The following is a 16517-nucleotide window of genomic DNA, read 5'->3' as shown; positions in this document are numbered from 1 at the left end:
GTTGCACTTCGGACTTGAATCCGCCTAAGGCGTTTTAACGTGCGGATGATCTCTGTTTGAGGTGTATTATCAGGAAGCCCTTGGACAACGGGATTATCCACATCAAAAATGTTTAATAGTAAAATGTCAGCACCTTGACTCGCTGCAAGTTCAGCATTTGTCACATTCATTAAAACAGGTTGAATAGTGCCAATAGTCTCAGAAACCACTAGGCGCCCTTCACTTCCTTTAATCGCTTCTAATAATGCCTTTTTATTCATATGCAGTATTTCAGAAGCCGTACAATCAAGATAACGTTTTTGCATACTTTACACCTTTATATATTCGTGGGGTGATAATAAACAAACTCTGTTCAATTCATCGTGACATAAAATCAATAAGCTGATTATATTCGATATAACAAGATATTTTTTAAAGAATAATAACTTTCTTACTGTAATTATTTTTTTAAAACTTTTCATGTATTTGGCGTTAAATGAAATTTTCAGCTTAAACTTTAACTTGAATAGCAGTAATAATAATGATTATCATTGCGCTTCCTATAATAAAATAATGGTAAGGACAAAATGATGAAACTCGCTTATCAAGCTGCTGTTTCGGGTTTAGCTCTATTCTCTGTGGCTGCTTTTGCTCAAGAATACCCTTTAGGCCAGCCCGTCATTAAAAATGGAATGGAAATCCAAGGTGTTTATCTACAGCCTATCACAATGGATACCGAAGAAGGACAACATGCAATGTCCCACCTTCCAGCCGATAAAGCAGATATCCATTTAGAAGCAGATATTCATGCGGTTGAAGATAATCCGAATGGTTTTGCTGAAGGTGATTGGATCCCATATCTCAGCATCGAATACACAGTAACTAAACTTGGTGACAAACCCCAAACCCAAACGGGTACTTTCATGCCGATGGTCGCAAGTGATGGGCCTCACTATGGCGAAAACATCAAGTTAGATGGTAATGGTAAATACAAGGTAACCTACAAAATTTATCCACCATCCTACAACAAACAAGTTGCCTTTGGTCGTCATATCGATAAAGAAACAGGCGTTGCTCCTTGGTTCAAACCTTTCGAAGTTTCATGGGAGTTTGACTATGCGGGCGTCGGCCGTAAAGGCAGCTACTAACCTACGAATCAATACTCTAAATCATTCGGGATGCAGCTAAGTGAAATGAATGTATCACAAGGATCATACAAACCTTTATGAACTGTGCGCATCAGCATCACTAATATCGCTGTTATTTAAACTTGAATATCGCGAGTGTATAGGGTTTAAGGGCTAGCCGCTGCTTAATTGCTGCGAATAGCCCTTTTACTTTTATTAAAGGTCACTTTTGTTGAGCTAAATGAAGATGAGAACACTACTAAGCCTTACTCTGCTTCTTTTTTCAGTGCTAATACCGAATACGGTTTTCGCAGCAGAAAAATTTACCGTCGAACTCGAAATGAAAAATGGTGACTTGATCCCACGAGTCCTTGAGGTTCCTGCAAAAACTATTATTCGGATCAAAATCACCAATACAGGCACTGAACCTGCAGAGTTTGAAAGCACCCAATTACGCAAAGAAAAAGTGCTCGCTCCGGGGGCTAGCTCTGTTGTCGTCATTGCACCTCTAAAACCAGGAAGTTACACCTTTTTTGATGATTTTCACCTGTCTCACCCAAAAGGTGAGATCATAGCGAAGTAGTAGGATAATTTATGGGGCAAGTTCTGTTTGTTGTATGGCGTGAAAGCTTTGAAGCGCTACTCGTTATCGGCATTATCTATGCGTGGATCAAACACCACCCAGATGCACGAAATGGAATGCGTTTTTTATGGGCTGGGGTTGCCCTCGGTCTTCTCATTTCCATTTTGTTAGCATTACTCATTTATGGCGTATTTAATATTCTTGATGATACAGGGCAATCCCTGTTTATGATCTTTATGGAATTCCTTGCGTGTATATTAATCGTCCAAATGGTCTATTGGATGAATAAGCATGGTCGTTCCTTAAAATCCGAAATTGAATCCGGTATTAGCCGAAATGCAGAGCGCCATAATTGGTGGGGAGCAGCACTCATCATCGCTATTGCTATTGCTCGAGAAGGTAGTGAGATCGTTGTTTTCCTATCTAGCTTTATCATGTCATTAAATGCAGAAAATGCTTCAGGATTTGCTTTAGAAGTCGCAGGTGGCGTATTAATTGCAGGCCTAACATTATATGCCTTCTTGCTTACTAACCGTTTTATTTCATGGAAGCTGTTCTTTAAAATCACCGGCGTGGTCTTACTCTTTCTTGCTTTATCGCTACTACTCAAAGGGGTTGAAGAGAGCGCAAACTTATTAATTGAATATGATTATGCTATTCCTGAGTTTTTAATTTACCCAGCATGGGATACGACAGCACTATTAGATGATTCAAATATTGTAGGTAATTTTATCTCTTCGTTCTTCGCTTACCGCTCACAACCAATTTGGCTAAGTGTGATTACATTTGTCATTTATTGGATAGTCGTTATCGCGCTGTTTTCTCGGAGTAAAAAACATGCGTAATGCTAAAACACTAAAGTCTATGTTTCTATGCGGTATGGTTTTAGTCATAGCAATACCCACTACTGTATCAGCAAAAGCATTAAGATCCCCTGTACAAACAGGGGATGACATAATTATCGCTAAAGGTGATATTCCCACCCCTGAGAAATATCATTCCGCCATTACAAATTATTTAAGTTATACAACGGAACAATTAGGCAAAATGGTTTCTCAACTGGAAACCTTGAACAAAAGTTTAAAAAAAGGCGACCTCAAAACCGCTGAACAAGCCTATATTCAGGCACATCAATATTACGAATCTGTTCGCCCAATTATTATATTGTTTGGTAATACTGACAGAACCATTAATGCTAGGGCTGACTACTTTCTTGATAAAGAAAAAGATTACCGTTTCACTGGTTTCCATCTTATTGAATATCAATTATTTGACCGTAAAGACAGTAAAGCGGCACTCGCTGCAACCGATGAGCTACTGCTAAAAGCCCGGGATCTTCAAAAACGCGTAGCGACTGAACATGTTGAGATACCTAAATTAGTGCAAGCGTCAGCCGATTTTATTGAGATGATCCTTGAAACTAAATTGGCTGGCAAAGAGAATATCTATAGCCAATCTGATTTGAGCGATATAGCAGCAAACCTGCAAGGCTCACAACACGTTATTAAAGTGCTGACCCCTTTTATCGCTCCCAACGTGCTCCAACGTATCCAAAATAATTATCAAAAGGCCAATGAGATCATGAAGCCTTATCAATTGCCCTCGGGGATTTACCAGCCTTATAACCAGTTGAGCAAAAAAGACATGATGGCACTTTATTCCGTATTAACGCAGCAAGCTGAAGACCTCGCACAGCTCAGATATCAGCTCAGTGTTGATGTATATTATAAATATTGAGGTAACAAGCCATGAAGGCTAAATTACAAAACGATTCTACAACTGTCAGCTTATCTCGGCGCAATGCATTAAAAACATTAGCTGTTGGTAGTTTTATTGCAGCGGCTCCTACATTTGCGGCTAACACGCGCCAAAATGCCTGTTTGTCGTCCTATGATAAGACGATCCCTTTTGAAGGCTTACACCAAGCGGGTGTTTTAACGCCTGAACAGAAAAATGCCTCATTTATTGCATTTAATGTCACCGTTGAATCACTCGATAAACTACAGAAGCTATTCGAAATACTGACAAAAAGAATTGCGTATCTAACGCAAGTACAAACAGCACCTAAAACCCCTAATGACCGTATGCCGCCGGCTGAATCAGGGATTTTAGGAACTCACATTCAGCCAGATGCTTTAACTGTCACGGTTTCTCTGGGTCAGAGCTTATTTGATACACGATTTGGGTTAGATAAAATCAAACCTCGCTATCTTGTTGAAATGACCAGTTTTCCAAATGATAGGCTAGAGCAAAAGTGGTGTGGCGGTGATATCACATTACAAATTTGTGCGAATAGTCAAGAAAGCGTCATTTATGCGTTACGCGATATTTTAAGGCATACATCCCCTTTTATGTTCCCACTGTGGAAAATAGATGGTTTCTTACCTTCTCGTGATATTGACAGCCAATCAACGCCAATCAATTTATTTGGGTTTAAAGATGGCACAGGCAATGCCCCTGCCAATGATAACCAATTAATGAATGAACTTATTTGGGTTACCGAAGGAGGAAAAGAGCCTAGTTGGTGTACTGGCGGCACCTATCAAGCAGTACGACTCATCCGTTTTAATCTTGAATTTTGGGATAGAACCCCGCTTGAAGACCAAGAAAATGATTTCGGTCGCCATAAAGATACAGGGGCACCTATCGGTATGAAGCAAGAACATGATGACCCTCAATTTGACAAAGATCCTCATGGGGACCGCGTATTATTCGACTCCCACATGCGCCGTGCCGAACCTCGTAACCCTGAGCGTTATACCGCAAAACTAAGGCGCCGTAGCTACAGCTACTCACTTGGTTTAACCCCTAATGGGTTACTTGATATGGGGCTTATCTTCGTTTCATACCAAAAAAATCTTAAAACAGGTTTTATTGATACTCAAAAACGGCTTAATGGTGAGCCACTTGAACGCTATATTAAACCTTTTGGGGGTGGCTACTATTTTGTATTGCCTGGTGTACAAACAGCCCAAGACTACCTAGCTCAAGGTATGTTTGAAGCCGCCAAAAAAGCTTAATCGATTTAATTTTTGCGGGATCGCGCATTGCCTTCCCGCACTTGAATATTCTACTAAACATCATCACCCCCTCTTTTCCCTTCTAATAGCCACATTTAAAAACAATCACAAAATCAATAAATTAAATAAATCAACATCCCCCACACTTAATTCGCAATAAAAAATAATGTGACCCGTATCATTTAATACGATAACCGTGTTGGACTTCATAGATTGATTTATGCTCAAAATGGCATTCACTATTACGAATAATAAGGGATCTCTATGATTAACAAACTTACGTCTGCTATCGTCATATCCTCACTTATTTACTCATTACCAAGCGGAGCACAATCATTATCTGAATTACCGCTCATGCCTTGGCCACAGCAAGTTGAAGTAAAAAATGCCGATGGAAAATGGGTATTAAATAATACGCTAGATATTTATGTAGAAGGCGATGATTTAGGTGATGCAACCCGTCGTTGGCGTGAAAGAATAGAGACCCAAACAGGCTGGCAATTAACACCACACCAAGCAAACAACACTCAAGCCCCGATAAAAATTTTTATCGAGAAAAAAGTACCTGAATTGCCATCTCTACAAATGGACGAAAGTTATCAAATCACAACAGATAACCATGGCGCCACGATCAAAGCGGCAACCCGATTTGGTGCAATGCGAGCGATGGAAACATTATTACAATTGATACAAACAGATGGGGAAAATACGTTTATCCCACTGCTTACAATTAAAGACAGTCCGCGTTTTGCTTGGCGCGGTGTGATGCTTGATTCTTCACGACATTTTTTACCAATCAATGATATCTTGCGCCAAATTGATGGTATGGCAGCCGCTAAGTTAAACGTTTTTCATTGGCACCTAACCGATGACCAAGGTTGGCGTTTTGAGTCACTTAGCTACCCTAAATTACAACAGCTAGCCAGTGATGGCCAATACTATACTCAAGATCAAATGCGCCAAGTTGTCGCCTATGCCAAAGAAAGAGGAATTCGGGTGGTGCCTGAAATTGATTTCCCTGGTCATGCCTCAGCTATTGCTGTTGCCTACCCTGAGCTTATGAGCGCACCTGGCCCTTACCAAATGGAACGTCACTGGGGAGTGCATCAGCCTCTACTTAATCCAACCCAAGAAAATGTGTACCAATTTACAGATAGCTTAATTAACGAGTTGACCACTATATTCCCAGATGAATATATCCATATTGGCGGAGATGAGGTTGACCCAACCCAATGGAAAAACAATCCAGCTATTCAGGAGTTTATGCAAAAAAACAACCTGAAAGATACCCATGCACTACAGGCTTATTTCAATCAACGGCTTGAACAAATCCTCACAAAACATAACCGTAAAATGGTCGGCTGGGATGAAATTCAACACCCTTCACTATCAAAAAATATTGTTATTCAGTCGTGGCAAGGACAAGATTCTTTAGGCGATAGCGCTCAAGAAGGATTTAAAGGTTTACTTTCAACTGGTTTCTATCTCGACCAATCTCAAAGTGCGGCATACCATTATCGAAATGAGATACTACCTCAGCCACTTACTGTAGAGACAAATGTTAAACAGGGTGAACAATCGCAAAGTTGGCAATTTGAAATCGAAAGGTTAAAAGGTAGCCCCGTAAAAGGCAGTTTTACATTAATAAAGGGGTCAAATGGATGGCGTGGATTTATTGATTTTGCAGGTAAATCACGTCGAGAAATTAATAAGATTGAGTGGTTTTCGCCTAAACAAGTCAGTTTCTCAGTGGACACTTGGATGGGAGAAACTCGTCCTGTTGTTACTTTAACGGATGATAAATTAAGCGGTTATACCATAATAGGTAATGCTCGCTATCCAACGACAGGAACCCACTTAACAGCCATTCCCGAAGGAATTGCGCCAACCACGCCCGACAATAATAAAATGACCAATATTCTCGGCGGGGAAATTGCGTTATGGGCTGAAAATATTCGCGCTCCCATCATTGATACTAAGCTATGGCCACGTGCTTTTGCCGTATCCGAGCGCCTATGGTCTGCAAAAGATGTCAATAATGAGAATGACATGTATCGTCGCCTAAACGCAACAGATGCTTGGTCAACCATTTCGGTGGGTTTACAGCAGCATGCACAAACGGCCCGTGAATTTACACGTTTAGCAAATGGCGTTGAAATTGAGCCTTTGATGATCCTCTCTGAATCTGTAGAGCCTGCACATTACTATACTCGCCATCATCTTAAGTGGAGAGAAAACCAATATCATCAATATGAACCTCTTAACCGATTTGTCGATGCTTTACCGGCCGAAAGTATGCAAGCAAGAGCCTTCCGCCAGCATATTGACGCATTAATCGCTAAACCGAATGATACAGCGGCAGCACAATGGTTAGAGCAGAGATTAAAACGTTGGCAAGATAATATTCCACAAGTCCAGCGTCTTATTAAACAGAATGCTAACTTAGTTAGGTTAACGCCTGTTACCGAGAATGTGGAACAATTGACGGTGATTGGTTTAGAACTGATTAAGCATTATACGACAGGTGAGCCGTTAGCCGAGAGCCGTAAAGCAGCTATTTTGCAGCAGTTAGAAAAAAGCTCAGGTTTGCAAGATGAAGTTGTCATTGCAATTGTCGAACCACTAGAAAAACTACTCCGCCACATCCCGACAACAGGTCAATAGTTACAGTCAATCCCCCCTTTAGTTAAACTCAAGTATTCGACTTTTGGGGGGAATATAATCGGTATAAAGAGTTTTAATAGTTGGAAAATCAGTCACTGTTTGTTTATGCTATTCTTTTACCTTAAGTTAAACTTACTTTAATGATATCGCCACTTTTTCAGGTATGTTTTTCATTCGCTATTTTCTCGATGATAAAGCCAGATAAGCAATAACACTTATTAATTCCATATTGAATTATTGCTTTTATGCTCTGAACTAAAATTCGTTAGATTTTAATATGTTTATATAACATAGCGATACCTACCTCACGTGCTGATTAGGGAATAAGGATTAGATGAAAAAAACGATTTTTCTCCTTTTTTTGGGAATGCTTCCAGTAGTCGTTAGTGCCGCAAGTTGTGAAGTACCAGATCATGATTTATGTATAAAAATCGAACAGGGAAATGCAACTGCTCAATACAGATTAGGTACTATGTATCAATATGGAGAAGGAGTTATACAGGATTATCAGAAGGCTAGACAGTGGTATGAGAAAGCAGCAAAACAGAACAATGCAGATGCTCAATATAAGCTTGGTGTGATGTTTAGTCATGGTTGGGGTGGGGAGCAAGATGATCAGCAAGCGCGGCTATGGTACCTGAAATCGGCCCAACAAGGAAATTCTAGCGCTCAAAGCAACTTGGGGGTGATGTTCTATCTTGGAGAAGGAGTTGAGCAGGATTACCAGCAAGCGTTACGGTGGTATTTGAAATCTGCCGAACAGAATAATAGTGCAGCTCAGAATAATCTTGGCGTGTTGTACCAGTATGGAAATGGTGTTGAACAGGATTACCAGCAGGCGCTACAGTGGTACCAGAAGGGTGCAGAACAAGACAATGAATTGGCTCAATTCAATCTAGCACAAATGTATGATAAAGGATTAGGAGTTAGACAGAGCAAATCAACTGCTAAAATTTGGTATAGCAAGTCGTGCGATAACGGTAATCAAGATGGGTGTAAAAGAGTTCTAGAACTAAAAGATATCAGTGAACAATAAATAGGGAGAGCCATTGGACCCTGTAAATAATTCTGTGTATTTGCCTTTTATTAAATGTGGCCGTTTAGGCGGTCACCGAACTCAATAATAAAACGACTCATTGCCTGTTTCCAGTTTTGAATTGGCATACTCCATTTTTTAGAGGCCGATTCAATCGCTAAATAAATCACTTTCCGTACAGAGTCTTGGTTTCCAGTCATTTGCTAATGCACTCATTTATCTACGCCTGTTGGCCATGTAACTAGGCAATTGTCACATGTTTCTTTTATTGCTTTTAGCGGGATTGTATCTTTTTCCCAAACCTCTCATGGCCTGACCGCTTGGGTAAATCGGATATTTTCTGGCTTAACCCCTTGGCGGATCAACGAGTCTGCTGCTGATGCCTCAGCACAAGCACCAATAGTATTTTTACAAAATGTTGTATATTCACCTATTTTAACACCAAGTTGTTTCTCAACATAAATTACAGTGTTCTTGCCCAGCATTTCAGCTGAAATTTTACCATCGCTGTCTCAAAAACAGGGAAGGCTTCTTCATTTGGTTTGGGCGCCCTTTCGGTTTATTTTTACTTCCTATCTACCGTATTCTTTATATGATCAGCCATTGATATCAAGCTGTCAGAGCCCTCATGTAAAAATGTCTCATTTAGGATCATGTGAACCGCATGAAATTTGAATTCAGGAAAATAAACCTGTTTTCATGTTTTAACGTTTAGCCCATACACCCCGTGCTGTTGATAATTTTCAATCCATCACCAAGTCGTATCATGATTACGTTTAAATCTTTTATCGAGTATTTTACCCCCTCTCACCATTTAGGTAGGCCTGAATAATTTCAAGTTTAAACTCTAGAGTATGTTTTAACATAGAAAAGCACCCTTCAAATTAGACTAAAAGCGTCTCACTTTTGGGGTGCAGTTCAATATTTAGGAATTAGTTTATCAGTAAATCTACTCTTCCATTACACTACTTATTTGTGCGCTCCATCGCGTCAGTTTCAACCTCTTTTTTCCATTCCTCTGATATTGGTGCAGCATTTTTCTTTGACTCAACGGCATTATTAATCGCTTTATATGCTTTGTCGTAACCGGTTTTATCTTACACATATCCAGTTGCTTTAGAGCGACTAATACCAATACTATCGGCAGCAGTGATCGCATCAATATTGGCGCCAAGGAAGATAAAGTCCCATTTATCCTCCATTTCTGCCGATTTGATCATAGATTTAATTTTCGATTGACTATATTTGTGGCTACTATTTTCTTCACCATCAGTAATGATAACGAATAAAACGTTATTATTTTTTGTTATCTTCCGGTTTTCTTGCATTTTGCTAATGGTGTCACCAACCGCATCTAATAGTGCAGTATTACTGCCAACCTGATAATCTTCTAAAGTTAAATTTGGTACTTTATCGATAGGCTCTCTATTGTGTAAGAGGGTTGTTTTATCATTGAACAGCACTGTCGTAATAAAGACATCCCCTTTTTTATTACGATTTTCTGTTAACACACGATTAAAGCCGCCAATCGTATCAGATTCAAAACCTGACATTGAACCACTTTTATCCAGTATAAATACAAGGTCTAAGACTTCAGGCTGTGTTTTTTCTACAACGATCGATTTGCCGTTTGCTATTGAAGAAAACATCAAAAAGGTAGAAGCAAACGTAATACCAAGAAATGGCTTTAATATTGCCTTCATATTATTATTCCTATGCAGATGATCTTATTTGATAATAGCTATCATCCGTTTATCACAATCATTTCACATAAGAATTCTCTGGTTAGTTTGCAGGCAGATTCTTAAAAAGAAAAGGAGACAAAATCCCCCAATAATTGATTACCCAACGATTGGGGGGATTTTATAAATACAATCTTTTTTTGATTATTTAAAATTTATTATTATTTTTCCCAAATACCATAACCTCTCAATTCACCAACCTGATGAACAAAATTATTGTATTGCTCGTTATCTGAAACTGAATTAGATGCCGAGTTATTAGCATGAGCTTTCACTAATTCGATACTGAGCTGGTGAAATTGTTGATTTAATTTTTCATGGATAGCAGTATCATTGGTTTCTTTCAGTTGTTTTAGTAAATTCACCAATTCTTCGGCTATTGACTGAACCGATTGATCCGTAAAGTCTGCTGTTGGTAGCTCATAACTAAAGGCCATATTGATGGAGTCATGCAGGGCATCTTCCGGCATATTAGGCTGTAAATCTTCACCATATTCATTGGCAATATATTCAATTAATTCAGCCTTATCAAAACACTTTGACTTAATATTACCGTCTAATTTTTGATCATGTGTCGTGATTGATTCAGGGAAAGGCTCTCCCAATAAATAGCTACACTTAAATAAATTAGCATCAATGACAAACGCATTTGCGCTTCTTACTGCCATATTGACATCATGGCCGTTGATAGTTACGTTATAAGTGGTCGGTTTAAAACGATCAGCTTTACCTTCAACAACATAAGCCTCTGAAAGGGTATAATAAACAAGGTTATTTGGGTTAATAATCCCCCCGTTATTGTTGTCAAAAACCATAAACGAAAATAATTCACCTTGGCTGTTTTCTAACGTATGTTTACCCGATGCAAGTTGAATAATGCCTCTTTGCCCTGGTAGCACATTATAATCGTTATTATCGACCTTAAATGAAATATTATCGTTTGTTGGATTACTATAATAAAACTCACCTTTATGGCTCAATGGATCAAAATCATCACAAGCAGATACAGCAAACATCGCAATAGCTAGCAATCCACTTTTACATATTGTTTTCATTATCTATTTTTCTCACTATTGGTGTGTGTATTATCATTTTCTAATAGAAAAATATTAGCATATTAAAAATAGAAACATATTTTAAACTAAGCTAAACCGCCTACCTTCTTCATAATATTTATAGCACTTATATTCAATATTTATCTTATTTAGAATAAGTCGCCAATATGATGAATATTGTCTGATATTTACTATGGTTAATAGCGGCAATTTGTCAATGATGCTATCTTGTCGAATTATCAACGGATGAAACGATGAAAAATAACTTAAGGGAAACAAATGATAATTCGTTTATCAAAATCACTCTGTGTTTGTGCTATAGCCTTATTCATTTCATTTACTGCCTTTAATAATTTAACCGATTACAACACAAATTTTTTATTTGTACAGCATGTCCTAACAATGGATGCAATATTCCCTAATGCAAATGTGAAGTATCGGGCTATCAATTCACCTCCCTTTCACCATCTTGTCTATATCACTATTATTAGTATTGAAATTATTGCGGCTCTCATTTGTTGGTGGGGAGCTTTCATCTTATTTAAAAATATCGACAAAAATGCTGTGGCTTTTAATCAAAGCAAAAAATGGGCAATTATCGGATTAACACTGGCATTCTTATTATGGCAAGTCGCATTTATGTCTATTGGGGGTGAATGGTTTGCAATGTGGATGTCAAAACAATGGAACGGTATACCCAATGCATTCCGTTTCTTTATTACCATTTTGTTAGTACTCATGTATGTCACGGCTCGTGACAGCGATGATGAAAAACCGCATGAGTAATTAAAAAGCAGCTTATGCTTTCAGTGTCTTAAGCAGCACTGTAAATGCGGATTCTACCATTGGTGTTAAGATTTGGCTGGTTCGCATCAAAGACACCGTGCGAGTCAATGCCGGTTGCTGTAACTGCAAAACCATTAAGTCAGGGTCGCGTAAATGTACGGTATAAAGGTGAGGAAGAATAGCAATCGCCAATTTAGAACGGACTAAGCCATATAGCGTTTCAATGTAATCAACTTGATAACGAATATTGGGCTTTAAGCGGTGGCTTTCCAATGTGGCTAACACTAAACGTTGGATGTTGCCTTTAGAAAACACCGCAATATCGCGATTATTAAGCATTTTCCAAGGCAAATGGAAGCCTCCCGCTAATACATCTTCTCGATGTACGACTGCGACAAAAGGGTCATCTTGTAACGTAAACAGTTGTAACTCTCTAGGGACTGAGCTGTCTAATACACCAACCCCAAAATCAATCTCATTATTCATTAATTGAGAAACTAATGAATCATTGGTTTTATCGTAAAACTCCACATTCAGCCGAGGAAAGTGCAAATTAAGTTGTGTCGGCACATCAGGAAAAAGTAGTGAACTCACGGAAGGCACCAAGCCAATACGCAACGTGCCGTCTCCGCCTTCGTCAATTATCTGTTGAATATCACTAAAAGCACGGTGTGAAACACTCAGTATACGTTCAGCATGCGGTAAAATAGCAGCACCAAGCTCTGTTAGCGTTACAGAGGAAGCGGTTCGATTAACTAGTTTTCCTCCAATCACACTTTCAATTTGACGTAATGCACTACTCAACGCAGGTTGACTAATGGCTAGTCGGCTCGCTGTATCAGTAAAATGCCTTAAATGTGCCAAAGTCACAAAATATTGTATCTGTTTTAACGTCAATGCAGGCAGGCGCTGCCATGGTTCACTCATGTTCTCTATTCACACTCTATTTTATGATAAGGCGTTGTTATAACCCTCTAATTAACCATACAAAGCCTAACCTAGCCTTAATGCTCTTATTCACCATTATAACCCTTTCTTATGATCTGATAAGTTTTATCATCTTGGCAAACGTTTGCGTAACTCATAAAGTAGCAGCAAAGGATCATTTATTGATGGTATTTTATGAGCGAAACCAACTACAGCAAACGCAGAGCAGTGCAAGCGGCAAAAGGTGAAATCCCTTTTGACCTGCTTCTCACACAAGCCAATATTGTCGACATGGTCACTGGCGAGATCCGTGCCGCCGATATTGGTATCGTCGATTCACTCATTGCGAGTGTCCACCCAACAGGAAGCCGAAGTGATGCCAAGGAAATCCATGACCTTAACGGGTATTTTATTTCACCAGGGCTGATTGACACACATGTTCACTTAGAAAGCTCCCATCTTCCTCCCGTACGTTACGCCGAAATAGTGCTAACACAAGGAACTACCGCGGTATTTTGGGATCCCCATGAATTGGCTAATGTATTAGGCTTGGAAGGTGTCCGTTATGCGATTGAAGCAAGCCGCAATTTACCGCTGCATGTCATGGTAGCTGCCCCCTCCTCTGTTCCCTCAACACCAGGCCTTGAAATGTCAGGAGCCGACTTTGCCGGAAAAGAAATGTCAACCATGTTAAGTTGGCCAGAGGTCCATGGTGTTGCAGAAGTGATGGATATGTTCGGCGTTCTTCATGGTAGTGAACGAATGGAGGAGATTTTAAACGCGGGGCTTACGTCGGGGAAACTCATTGAAGGCCATGCTAGAGGGTTAAAAGGAGCCGATTTACAAGCCTACCTCGCTGCTGGCGTGACATCTGATCATGAGCTTACCTCAGCAGAAGATGCTTTAGAGAAATTGCGAGCTGGTTTAACACTCGAAATTCGTGGCTCTCACCCTTATCTATTGCCAGACATCGTCGCTGAGTTGCAAAAGCTACCTCATCTCTCATCACAAATCACCGTATGCACCGATGATGTTCCACCTGATATTTTAATCGAAAAAGGGGGGATCATTGCCCTACTGAATCTATTAATTGAGCATGGTATGCAAGCGACAGATGTACTCCGTTTTGCAACCTTAAATGCAGCCATTCGCTTACAACGTCACGATCTGGGGTTAATTGCCGCAGGGCGTCGCGCTGATTTGGTGGTCTTTGATTCACTCAAAAAATTACAAGCACACCGCGTGTATGTTGCAGGTCAGCAAATTTCCGAAGATGGAAAACTATTTAAATCACTAGCCACAGATCAAACCGTTTTACCACCTAGAGATACCATGTGTCTGTCACCTATCACAGCCGCTGATTGCACATTACAAATTGATAATATTATTAATGGCAGTGCTCGATTACGCCATATTCGAGGAGCTCGCTTCACACAATGGGGTGAAATTGATGTGCAAATTACCGATGGCAAAGTTCAAATACCGAATGGCTTTAGCTTGATCCGCGTACAACATCGCCATGGACGCCATGATGCCAAGCCACAAATTGCACTATTAGAAGGCTGGGGTGAATTACGCGGTGCTATCGCAACCAGCTACTCACATGATTCTCACAATTTAGTTGTACTAGGTCGTGATGCAGAAGATATGGCACACGCGGCTAATTTGCTTATCGAAAGTGGCGGTGGTATGGCTTTAGTTCAAAACGGTAAAGTCCTCGCTCACGTTGCAATGCCAATTGCTGGCATGCTATCCGATCTGCCTGCAAAACAGCTTGCCGAACAGTTTCGTCAATTACGAGAGCTTAGCAGTGAAATAGCCGATTGGGAGCCGCCTTATCGTGTTTTTAAAGCTATTGAAGGCACCTGTCTTGCCTGTAATGCAGGCCCTCATTTGACTGACCTAGGGTTGACTGACGGTACAACGCGACAAATTGTTGATCCCGTGATTCAAACCAGTAAACACTCGCACAATCACAATAATTAATAATAATGATAGGAGAGCCAATTTATGGCTGACAATATGATTAATGCGCCAACATCAGGGAGTTGGCTAGAAAAACGTTTTGCATTGCGCGCTCGAGGGAGCACCGTCAGAACAGAGTTCTTAGCAGGGGTAACAGGTTTTCTTGCTGCCGCTTATTTGTTAGTTGTGATCCCCGGGCTGCTCGCCGCTGGGGGAATGGATAAAGGTGCCGCAACAACAGGCACGATCATTGTTTTTGTGCTGGCGAGTCTGCTAATGGCTTTCTATGCCAACCTTCCTTTCGTCGTTGGACCAGGCATTGGCGGCTCTGTACTGGTAGGTATCACACTTGCAGGTAGCGAAGGGATTAACTGGCAAATTGGTTTGGGCATAGCTTGTTGGTCAGGCATTTTATTCTTCCTGCTCACTAAATTTGGTTTACGCGAAGTTGTCACTCGCTCGGTTCCTCAATCGATCAAACTTGGGCTAACCGCCTCTATCGGTTTATTTGTTGCCGTTCTCGGTTTTCGAAATGCAGGCTTAGTACTTGCTAACCCTAAAACCAACGCCTTGATGTTAGGTGATTTTTTATCACCGGGGGCATTAGTGGCTTTGGCTGGTTTCTTTGTCGCCATCGCCTTGCAAGCACGACGTATACCCGGAGCTATTTTATGGGCAATTTTATTTGCCACCGTTATAGGTATTCCTTTTGGGGTCACAAAATTACCCGATACCTTTATTGGTATTCCTCATTCAGTAGGCCCTGTATTCGGAGAAGTTGACTTAATTGGCGCCTTAAACATCGCCTTCTTACCCTTTTTATTTGTATTTTTTGCCGCTGAATTTTTCTCGACGATGGGCACGACACTGGCTGTCGGTGGTGAAGCGGGGTTACTTGATAAAGAAGGCAATATGCCGAACATTAACCGCCCATTTATCGTTGACTCAATTGCAGCCGCACTCGGCCCATGGGTAGGCATTCCTGCGGCAACCGCTTTAATTGAGTCTTCAGCGGCTGCGGAAGCCGGCGGTAAAACAGGACTTACGGCTCTTGCAGCGGCCTTTATGTTCCTATTAATGCTACTGTTTACACCAATTGCTTTAATGATCCCAGCGCAAGCCACCGCGCCTGCATTAATTTTGATTGGACTAAATATGTTCAGTGGACTACGTAAAGTTGACCTTGCAAACTTTACGGATGGTTTACCTGTTTTAATGATGGTGATGATCACATTGATCGCCAATAGTTTCGGTACGGGTATTGCAGGTGGCCTACTGTTCTATATTCTGATTAAAGCTGTTGCAGGGAAATGGAGAGAGATCCCTATAAGCTTATGGGTATTAGCTGTACCACTCGTCTACTATTTTTCTACGCTGGTCAAACACTGATCATATAAGCACCCAACAACTGTTGGGTGCTTTCCCATTAATCAACCTTAATTGAAAAGCAATTACAGCCACAGTGAAAACGCACAATTTGAGGTTGTTTAGGCTGTTTACCTTGACGCTTACTGATTGAATTTTCAATTTCAACCGCACGCTTAATTTCATTGATTTCGAGCCGTGACAGACGCTTATTATTCCCTGTTGCACTTCGAATACGTTCATTCCCTAATTTTTCACCGGACATTGC

Annotated in this window: 15 protein-coding genes and 2 pseudogenes; 10 read left to right on the top strand and 7 right to left on the bottom strand. The window is 40.4% G+C overall.

Annotated elements, in window-relative coordinates; genetic code table 11:
* Window positions 1–26: 26 nt before the first annotated feature.
* Window positions 27–305 (bottom strand): annotated as a pseudogene (locus M1E93_RS05150) (haloacid dehalogenase-like hydrolase); the annotation flags it as partial.
* 264 nt (window positions 306–569) lie between these two features.
* Between M1E93_RS05150 and M1E93_RS05145 the strand changes: the two are divergent.
* The 7 genes from M1E93_RS05145 (at window position 570) to M1E93_RS05115 (ending at window position 8409) form a co-directional block, all read left to right on the top strand.
* Window positions 570–1127, top strand: a complete 558-nt coding sequence (locus M1E93_RS05145; protein ID WP_014656600.1) for an iron transporter — start codon at window positions 570–572, stop codon at window positions 1125–1127.
* A gap of 226 nt (window positions 1128–1353) precedes the next feature.
* Window positions 1354–1689: a cupredoxin domain-containing protein gene (locus M1E93_RS05140; RefSeq protein WP_014656601.1), complete on the top strand. Its 336-nt coding sequence runs from the start codon at window positions 1354–1356 to the stop codon at window positions 1687–1689.
* Between the two features lie 11 nt (window positions 1690–1700).
* Entirely contained in the window at window positions 1701–2534 is an 834-nt protein-coding gene (locus tag M1E93_RS05135; protein ID WP_426207170.1) for an FTR1 family iron permease, read from the top strand.
* Entirely contained in the window at window positions 2527–3426 is a 900-nt protein-coding gene (locus M1E93_RS05130) for an EfeM/EfeO family lipoprotein (protein WP_426207169.1), read from the top strand. The genes M1E93_RS05135 and M1E93_RS05130 overlap by 8 nt, the downstream gene beginning before the upstream one ends.
* An 11-nt stretch (window positions 3427–3437) precedes the next feature.
* Window positions 3438–4709 carry an iron uptake transporter deferrochelatase/peroxidase subunit gene (gene efeB, locus M1E93_RS05125; RefSeq protein ID WP_014656603.1) on the top strand — a complete coding sequence of 424 codons (1272 nt, stop codon included), beginning with the start codon at window positions 3438–3440 and terminating at the stop codon, window positions 4707–4709.
* 264 nt (window positions 4710–4973) lie between these two features.
* Entirely contained in the window at window positions 4974–7373 is a 2400-nt protein-coding gene (locus M1E93_RS05120) for a beta-N-acetylhexosaminidase (RefSeq protein WP_171830647.1), read from the top strand.
* A gap of 334 nt (window positions 7374–7707) precedes the next feature.
* A complete protein-coding gene (locus M1E93_RS05115) occupies window positions 7708–8409 on the top strand; it encodes a tetratricopeptide repeat protein (RefSeq protein ID WP_060560814.1) in 702 nt (233 codons plus the stop codon).
* Window positions 8410–8459: 50 nt separating this feature from the next.
* Here M1E93_RS05115 and M1E93_RS05110 read toward each other — a convergent pair.
* The 4 genes and pseudogenes from M1E93_RS05110 to M1E93_RS05095 form a co-directional block, all read right to left on the bottom strand.
* Window positions 8460–8594, bottom strand: a pseudogene (locus M1E93_RS05110) (IS256 family transposase); the annotation flags it as partial.
* Between the two features lie 120 nt (window positions 8595–8714).
* Window positions 8715–8894 (bottom strand): hypothetical protein, encoded by a 180-nt coding sequence (locus M1E93_RS05105; protein WP_426207168.1) that lies wholly within the window; start codon window positions 8892–8894, stop codon window positions 8715–8717.
* Window positions 8895–9506: 612 nt separating this feature from the next.
* Window positions 9507–10112, bottom strand: a complete 606-nt coding sequence (locus M1E93_RS05100; RefSeq protein WP_426207167.1) for a VWA domain-containing protein — start codon at window positions 10110–10112, stop codon at window positions 9507–9509.
* A gap of 200 nt (window positions 10113–10312) precedes the next feature.
* On the bottom strand, window positions 10313–11206 hold the full coding sequence (locus M1E93_RS05095; RefSeq protein WP_426207166.1) for a hypothetical protein: 894 nt from the start codon (window positions 11204–11206) through the stop codon (window positions 10313–10315).
* 279 nt (window positions 11207–11485) lie between these two features.
* Here M1E93_RS05095 and M1E93_RS05090 point away from each other — a divergent pair, with 279 nt between their 5' ends.
* The gene (locus M1E93_RS05090; RefSeq protein ID WP_426207165.1) at window positions 11486–11992 is read left to right on the top strand and encodes a DUF2165 family protein; all 507 of its coding nucleotides are present in this window, start codon (window positions 11486–11488) and stop codon (window positions 11990–11992) included.
* Window positions 11993–12004: 12 nt separating this feature from the next.
* Here M1E93_RS05090 and M1E93_RS05085 read toward each other — a convergent pair whose 3' ends face one another.
* On the bottom strand, window positions 12005–12919 hold the full coding sequence (locus tag M1E93_RS05085; RefSeq protein ID WP_004922734.1) for a LysR family transcriptional regulator: 915 nt from the start codon (window positions 12917–12919) through the stop codon (window positions 12005–12007).
* Window positions 12920–13114: 195 nt separating this feature from the next.
* Here M1E93_RS05085 and M1E93_RS05080 point away from each other — a divergent pair, with 195 nt between their 5' ends.
* Together M1E93_RS05080 and M1E93_RS05075 are read left to right on the top strand one after the other, a co-directional pair.
* Window positions 13115–14905: an adenine deaminase gene (locus M1E93_RS05080; protein ID WP_426207164.1), complete on the top strand. Its 1791-nt coding sequence runs from the start codon at window positions 13115–13117 to the stop codon at window positions 14903–14905.
* Between the two features lie 24 nt (window positions 14906–14929).
* Window positions 14930–16273, top strand: coding sequence for an NCS2 family permease (locus M1E93_RS05075; RefSeq protein WP_040132376.1), 1344 nt, complete (start codon window positions 14930–14932; stop codon window positions 16271–16273).
* Between the two features lie 37 nt (window positions 16274–16310).
* Here M1E93_RS05075 and M1E93_RS05070 read toward each other — a convergent pair whose 3' ends face one another.
* Window positions 16311–16514, bottom strand: a complete 204-nt coding sequence (locus tag M1E93_RS05070) for a hypothetical protein (RefSeq protein WP_014656609.1) — start codon at window positions 16512–16514, stop codon at window positions 16311–16313.
* Between the last annotated feature and the right edge of the window lie 3 nt (window positions 16515–16517).

This window comes from Providencia sp. PROV272 (genome assembly GCF_049901975.1).
Taxonomy (GTDB): Bacteria; Pseudomonadota; Gammaproteobacteria; order Enterobacterales; family Enterobacteriaceae; genus Providencia; species Providencia stuartii.
The sequence above is the reverse complement of the archived record's forward strand: the minus strand, read 5'-3'. Positions and strand labels throughout refer to the sequence as shown.

Excerpts from the sequence above, each read along its gene's own strand:
- M1E93_RS05105 (WP_426207168.1), bottom strand. The coding sequence starts at position 8,894 with ATGCTGGGCAAGAACACTGTAATTTATGTTGAGAAACAACTTGGTGTT.
- M1E93_RS05120 (WP_171830647.1), top strand. The coding sequence starts at position 4,974 with ATGATTAACAAACTTACGTCTGCTATCGTCATATCCTCACTTATTTAC.
- M1E93_RS05140 (WP_014656601.1), top strand. The coding sequence starts at position 1,354 with ATGAGAACACTACTAAGCCTTACTCTGCTTCTTTTTTCAGTGCTAATA.
- M1E93_RS05075 (WP_040132376.1), top strand. The coding sequence starts at position 14,930 with ATGGCTGACAATATGATTAATGCGCCAACATCAGGGAGTTGGCTAGAA.
- M1E93_RS05100 (WP_426207167.1), bottom strand. The coding sequence starts at position 10,112 with ATGAAGGCAATATTAAAGCCATTTCTTGGTATTACGTTTGCTTCTACC.
- M1E93_RS05145 (WP_014656600.1), top strand. The coding sequence starts at position 570 with ATGAAACTCGCTTATCAAGCTGCTGTTTCGGGTTTAGCTCTATTCTCT.
- M1E93_RS05090 (WP_426207165.1), top strand. The coding sequence starts at position 11,486 with ATGATAATTCGTTTATCAAAATCACTCTGTGTTTGTGCTATAGCCTTA.
- efeB (WP_014656603.1), top strand. The coding sequence starts at position 3,438 with ATGAAGGCTAAATTACAAAACGATTCTACAACTGTCAGCTTATCTCGG.
- M1E93_RS05085 (WP_004922734.1), bottom strand. The coding sequence starts at position 12,919 with ATGAGTGAACCATGGCAGCGCCTGCCTGCATTGACGTTAAAACAGATA.
- M1E93_RS05115 (WP_060560814.1), top strand. The coding sequence starts at position 7,708 with ATGAAAAAAACGATTTTTCTCCTTTTTTTGGGAATGCTTCCAGTAGTC.
- M1E93_RS05070 (WP_014656609.1), bottom strand. The coding sequence starts at position 16,514 with ATGTCCGGTGAAAAATTAGGGAATGAACGTATTCGAAGTGCAACAGGG.
- M1E93_RS05130 (WP_426207169.1), top strand. The coding sequence starts at position 2,527 with ATGCGTAATGCTAAAACACTAAAGTCTATGTTTCTATGCGGTATGGTT.
- M1E93_RS05095 (WP_426207166.1), bottom strand. The coding sequence starts at position 11,206 with ATGAAAACAATATGTAAAAGTGGATTGCTAGCTATTGCGATGTTTGCT.
- M1E93_RS05080 (WP_426207164.1), top strand. The coding sequence starts at position 13,115 with ATGAGCGAAACCAACTACAGCAAACGCAGAGCAGTGCAAGCGGCAAAA.
- M1E93_RS05135 (WP_426207170.1), top strand. The coding sequence starts at position 1,701 with ATGGGGCAAGTTCTGTTTGTTGTATGGCGTGAAAGCTTTGAAGCGCTA.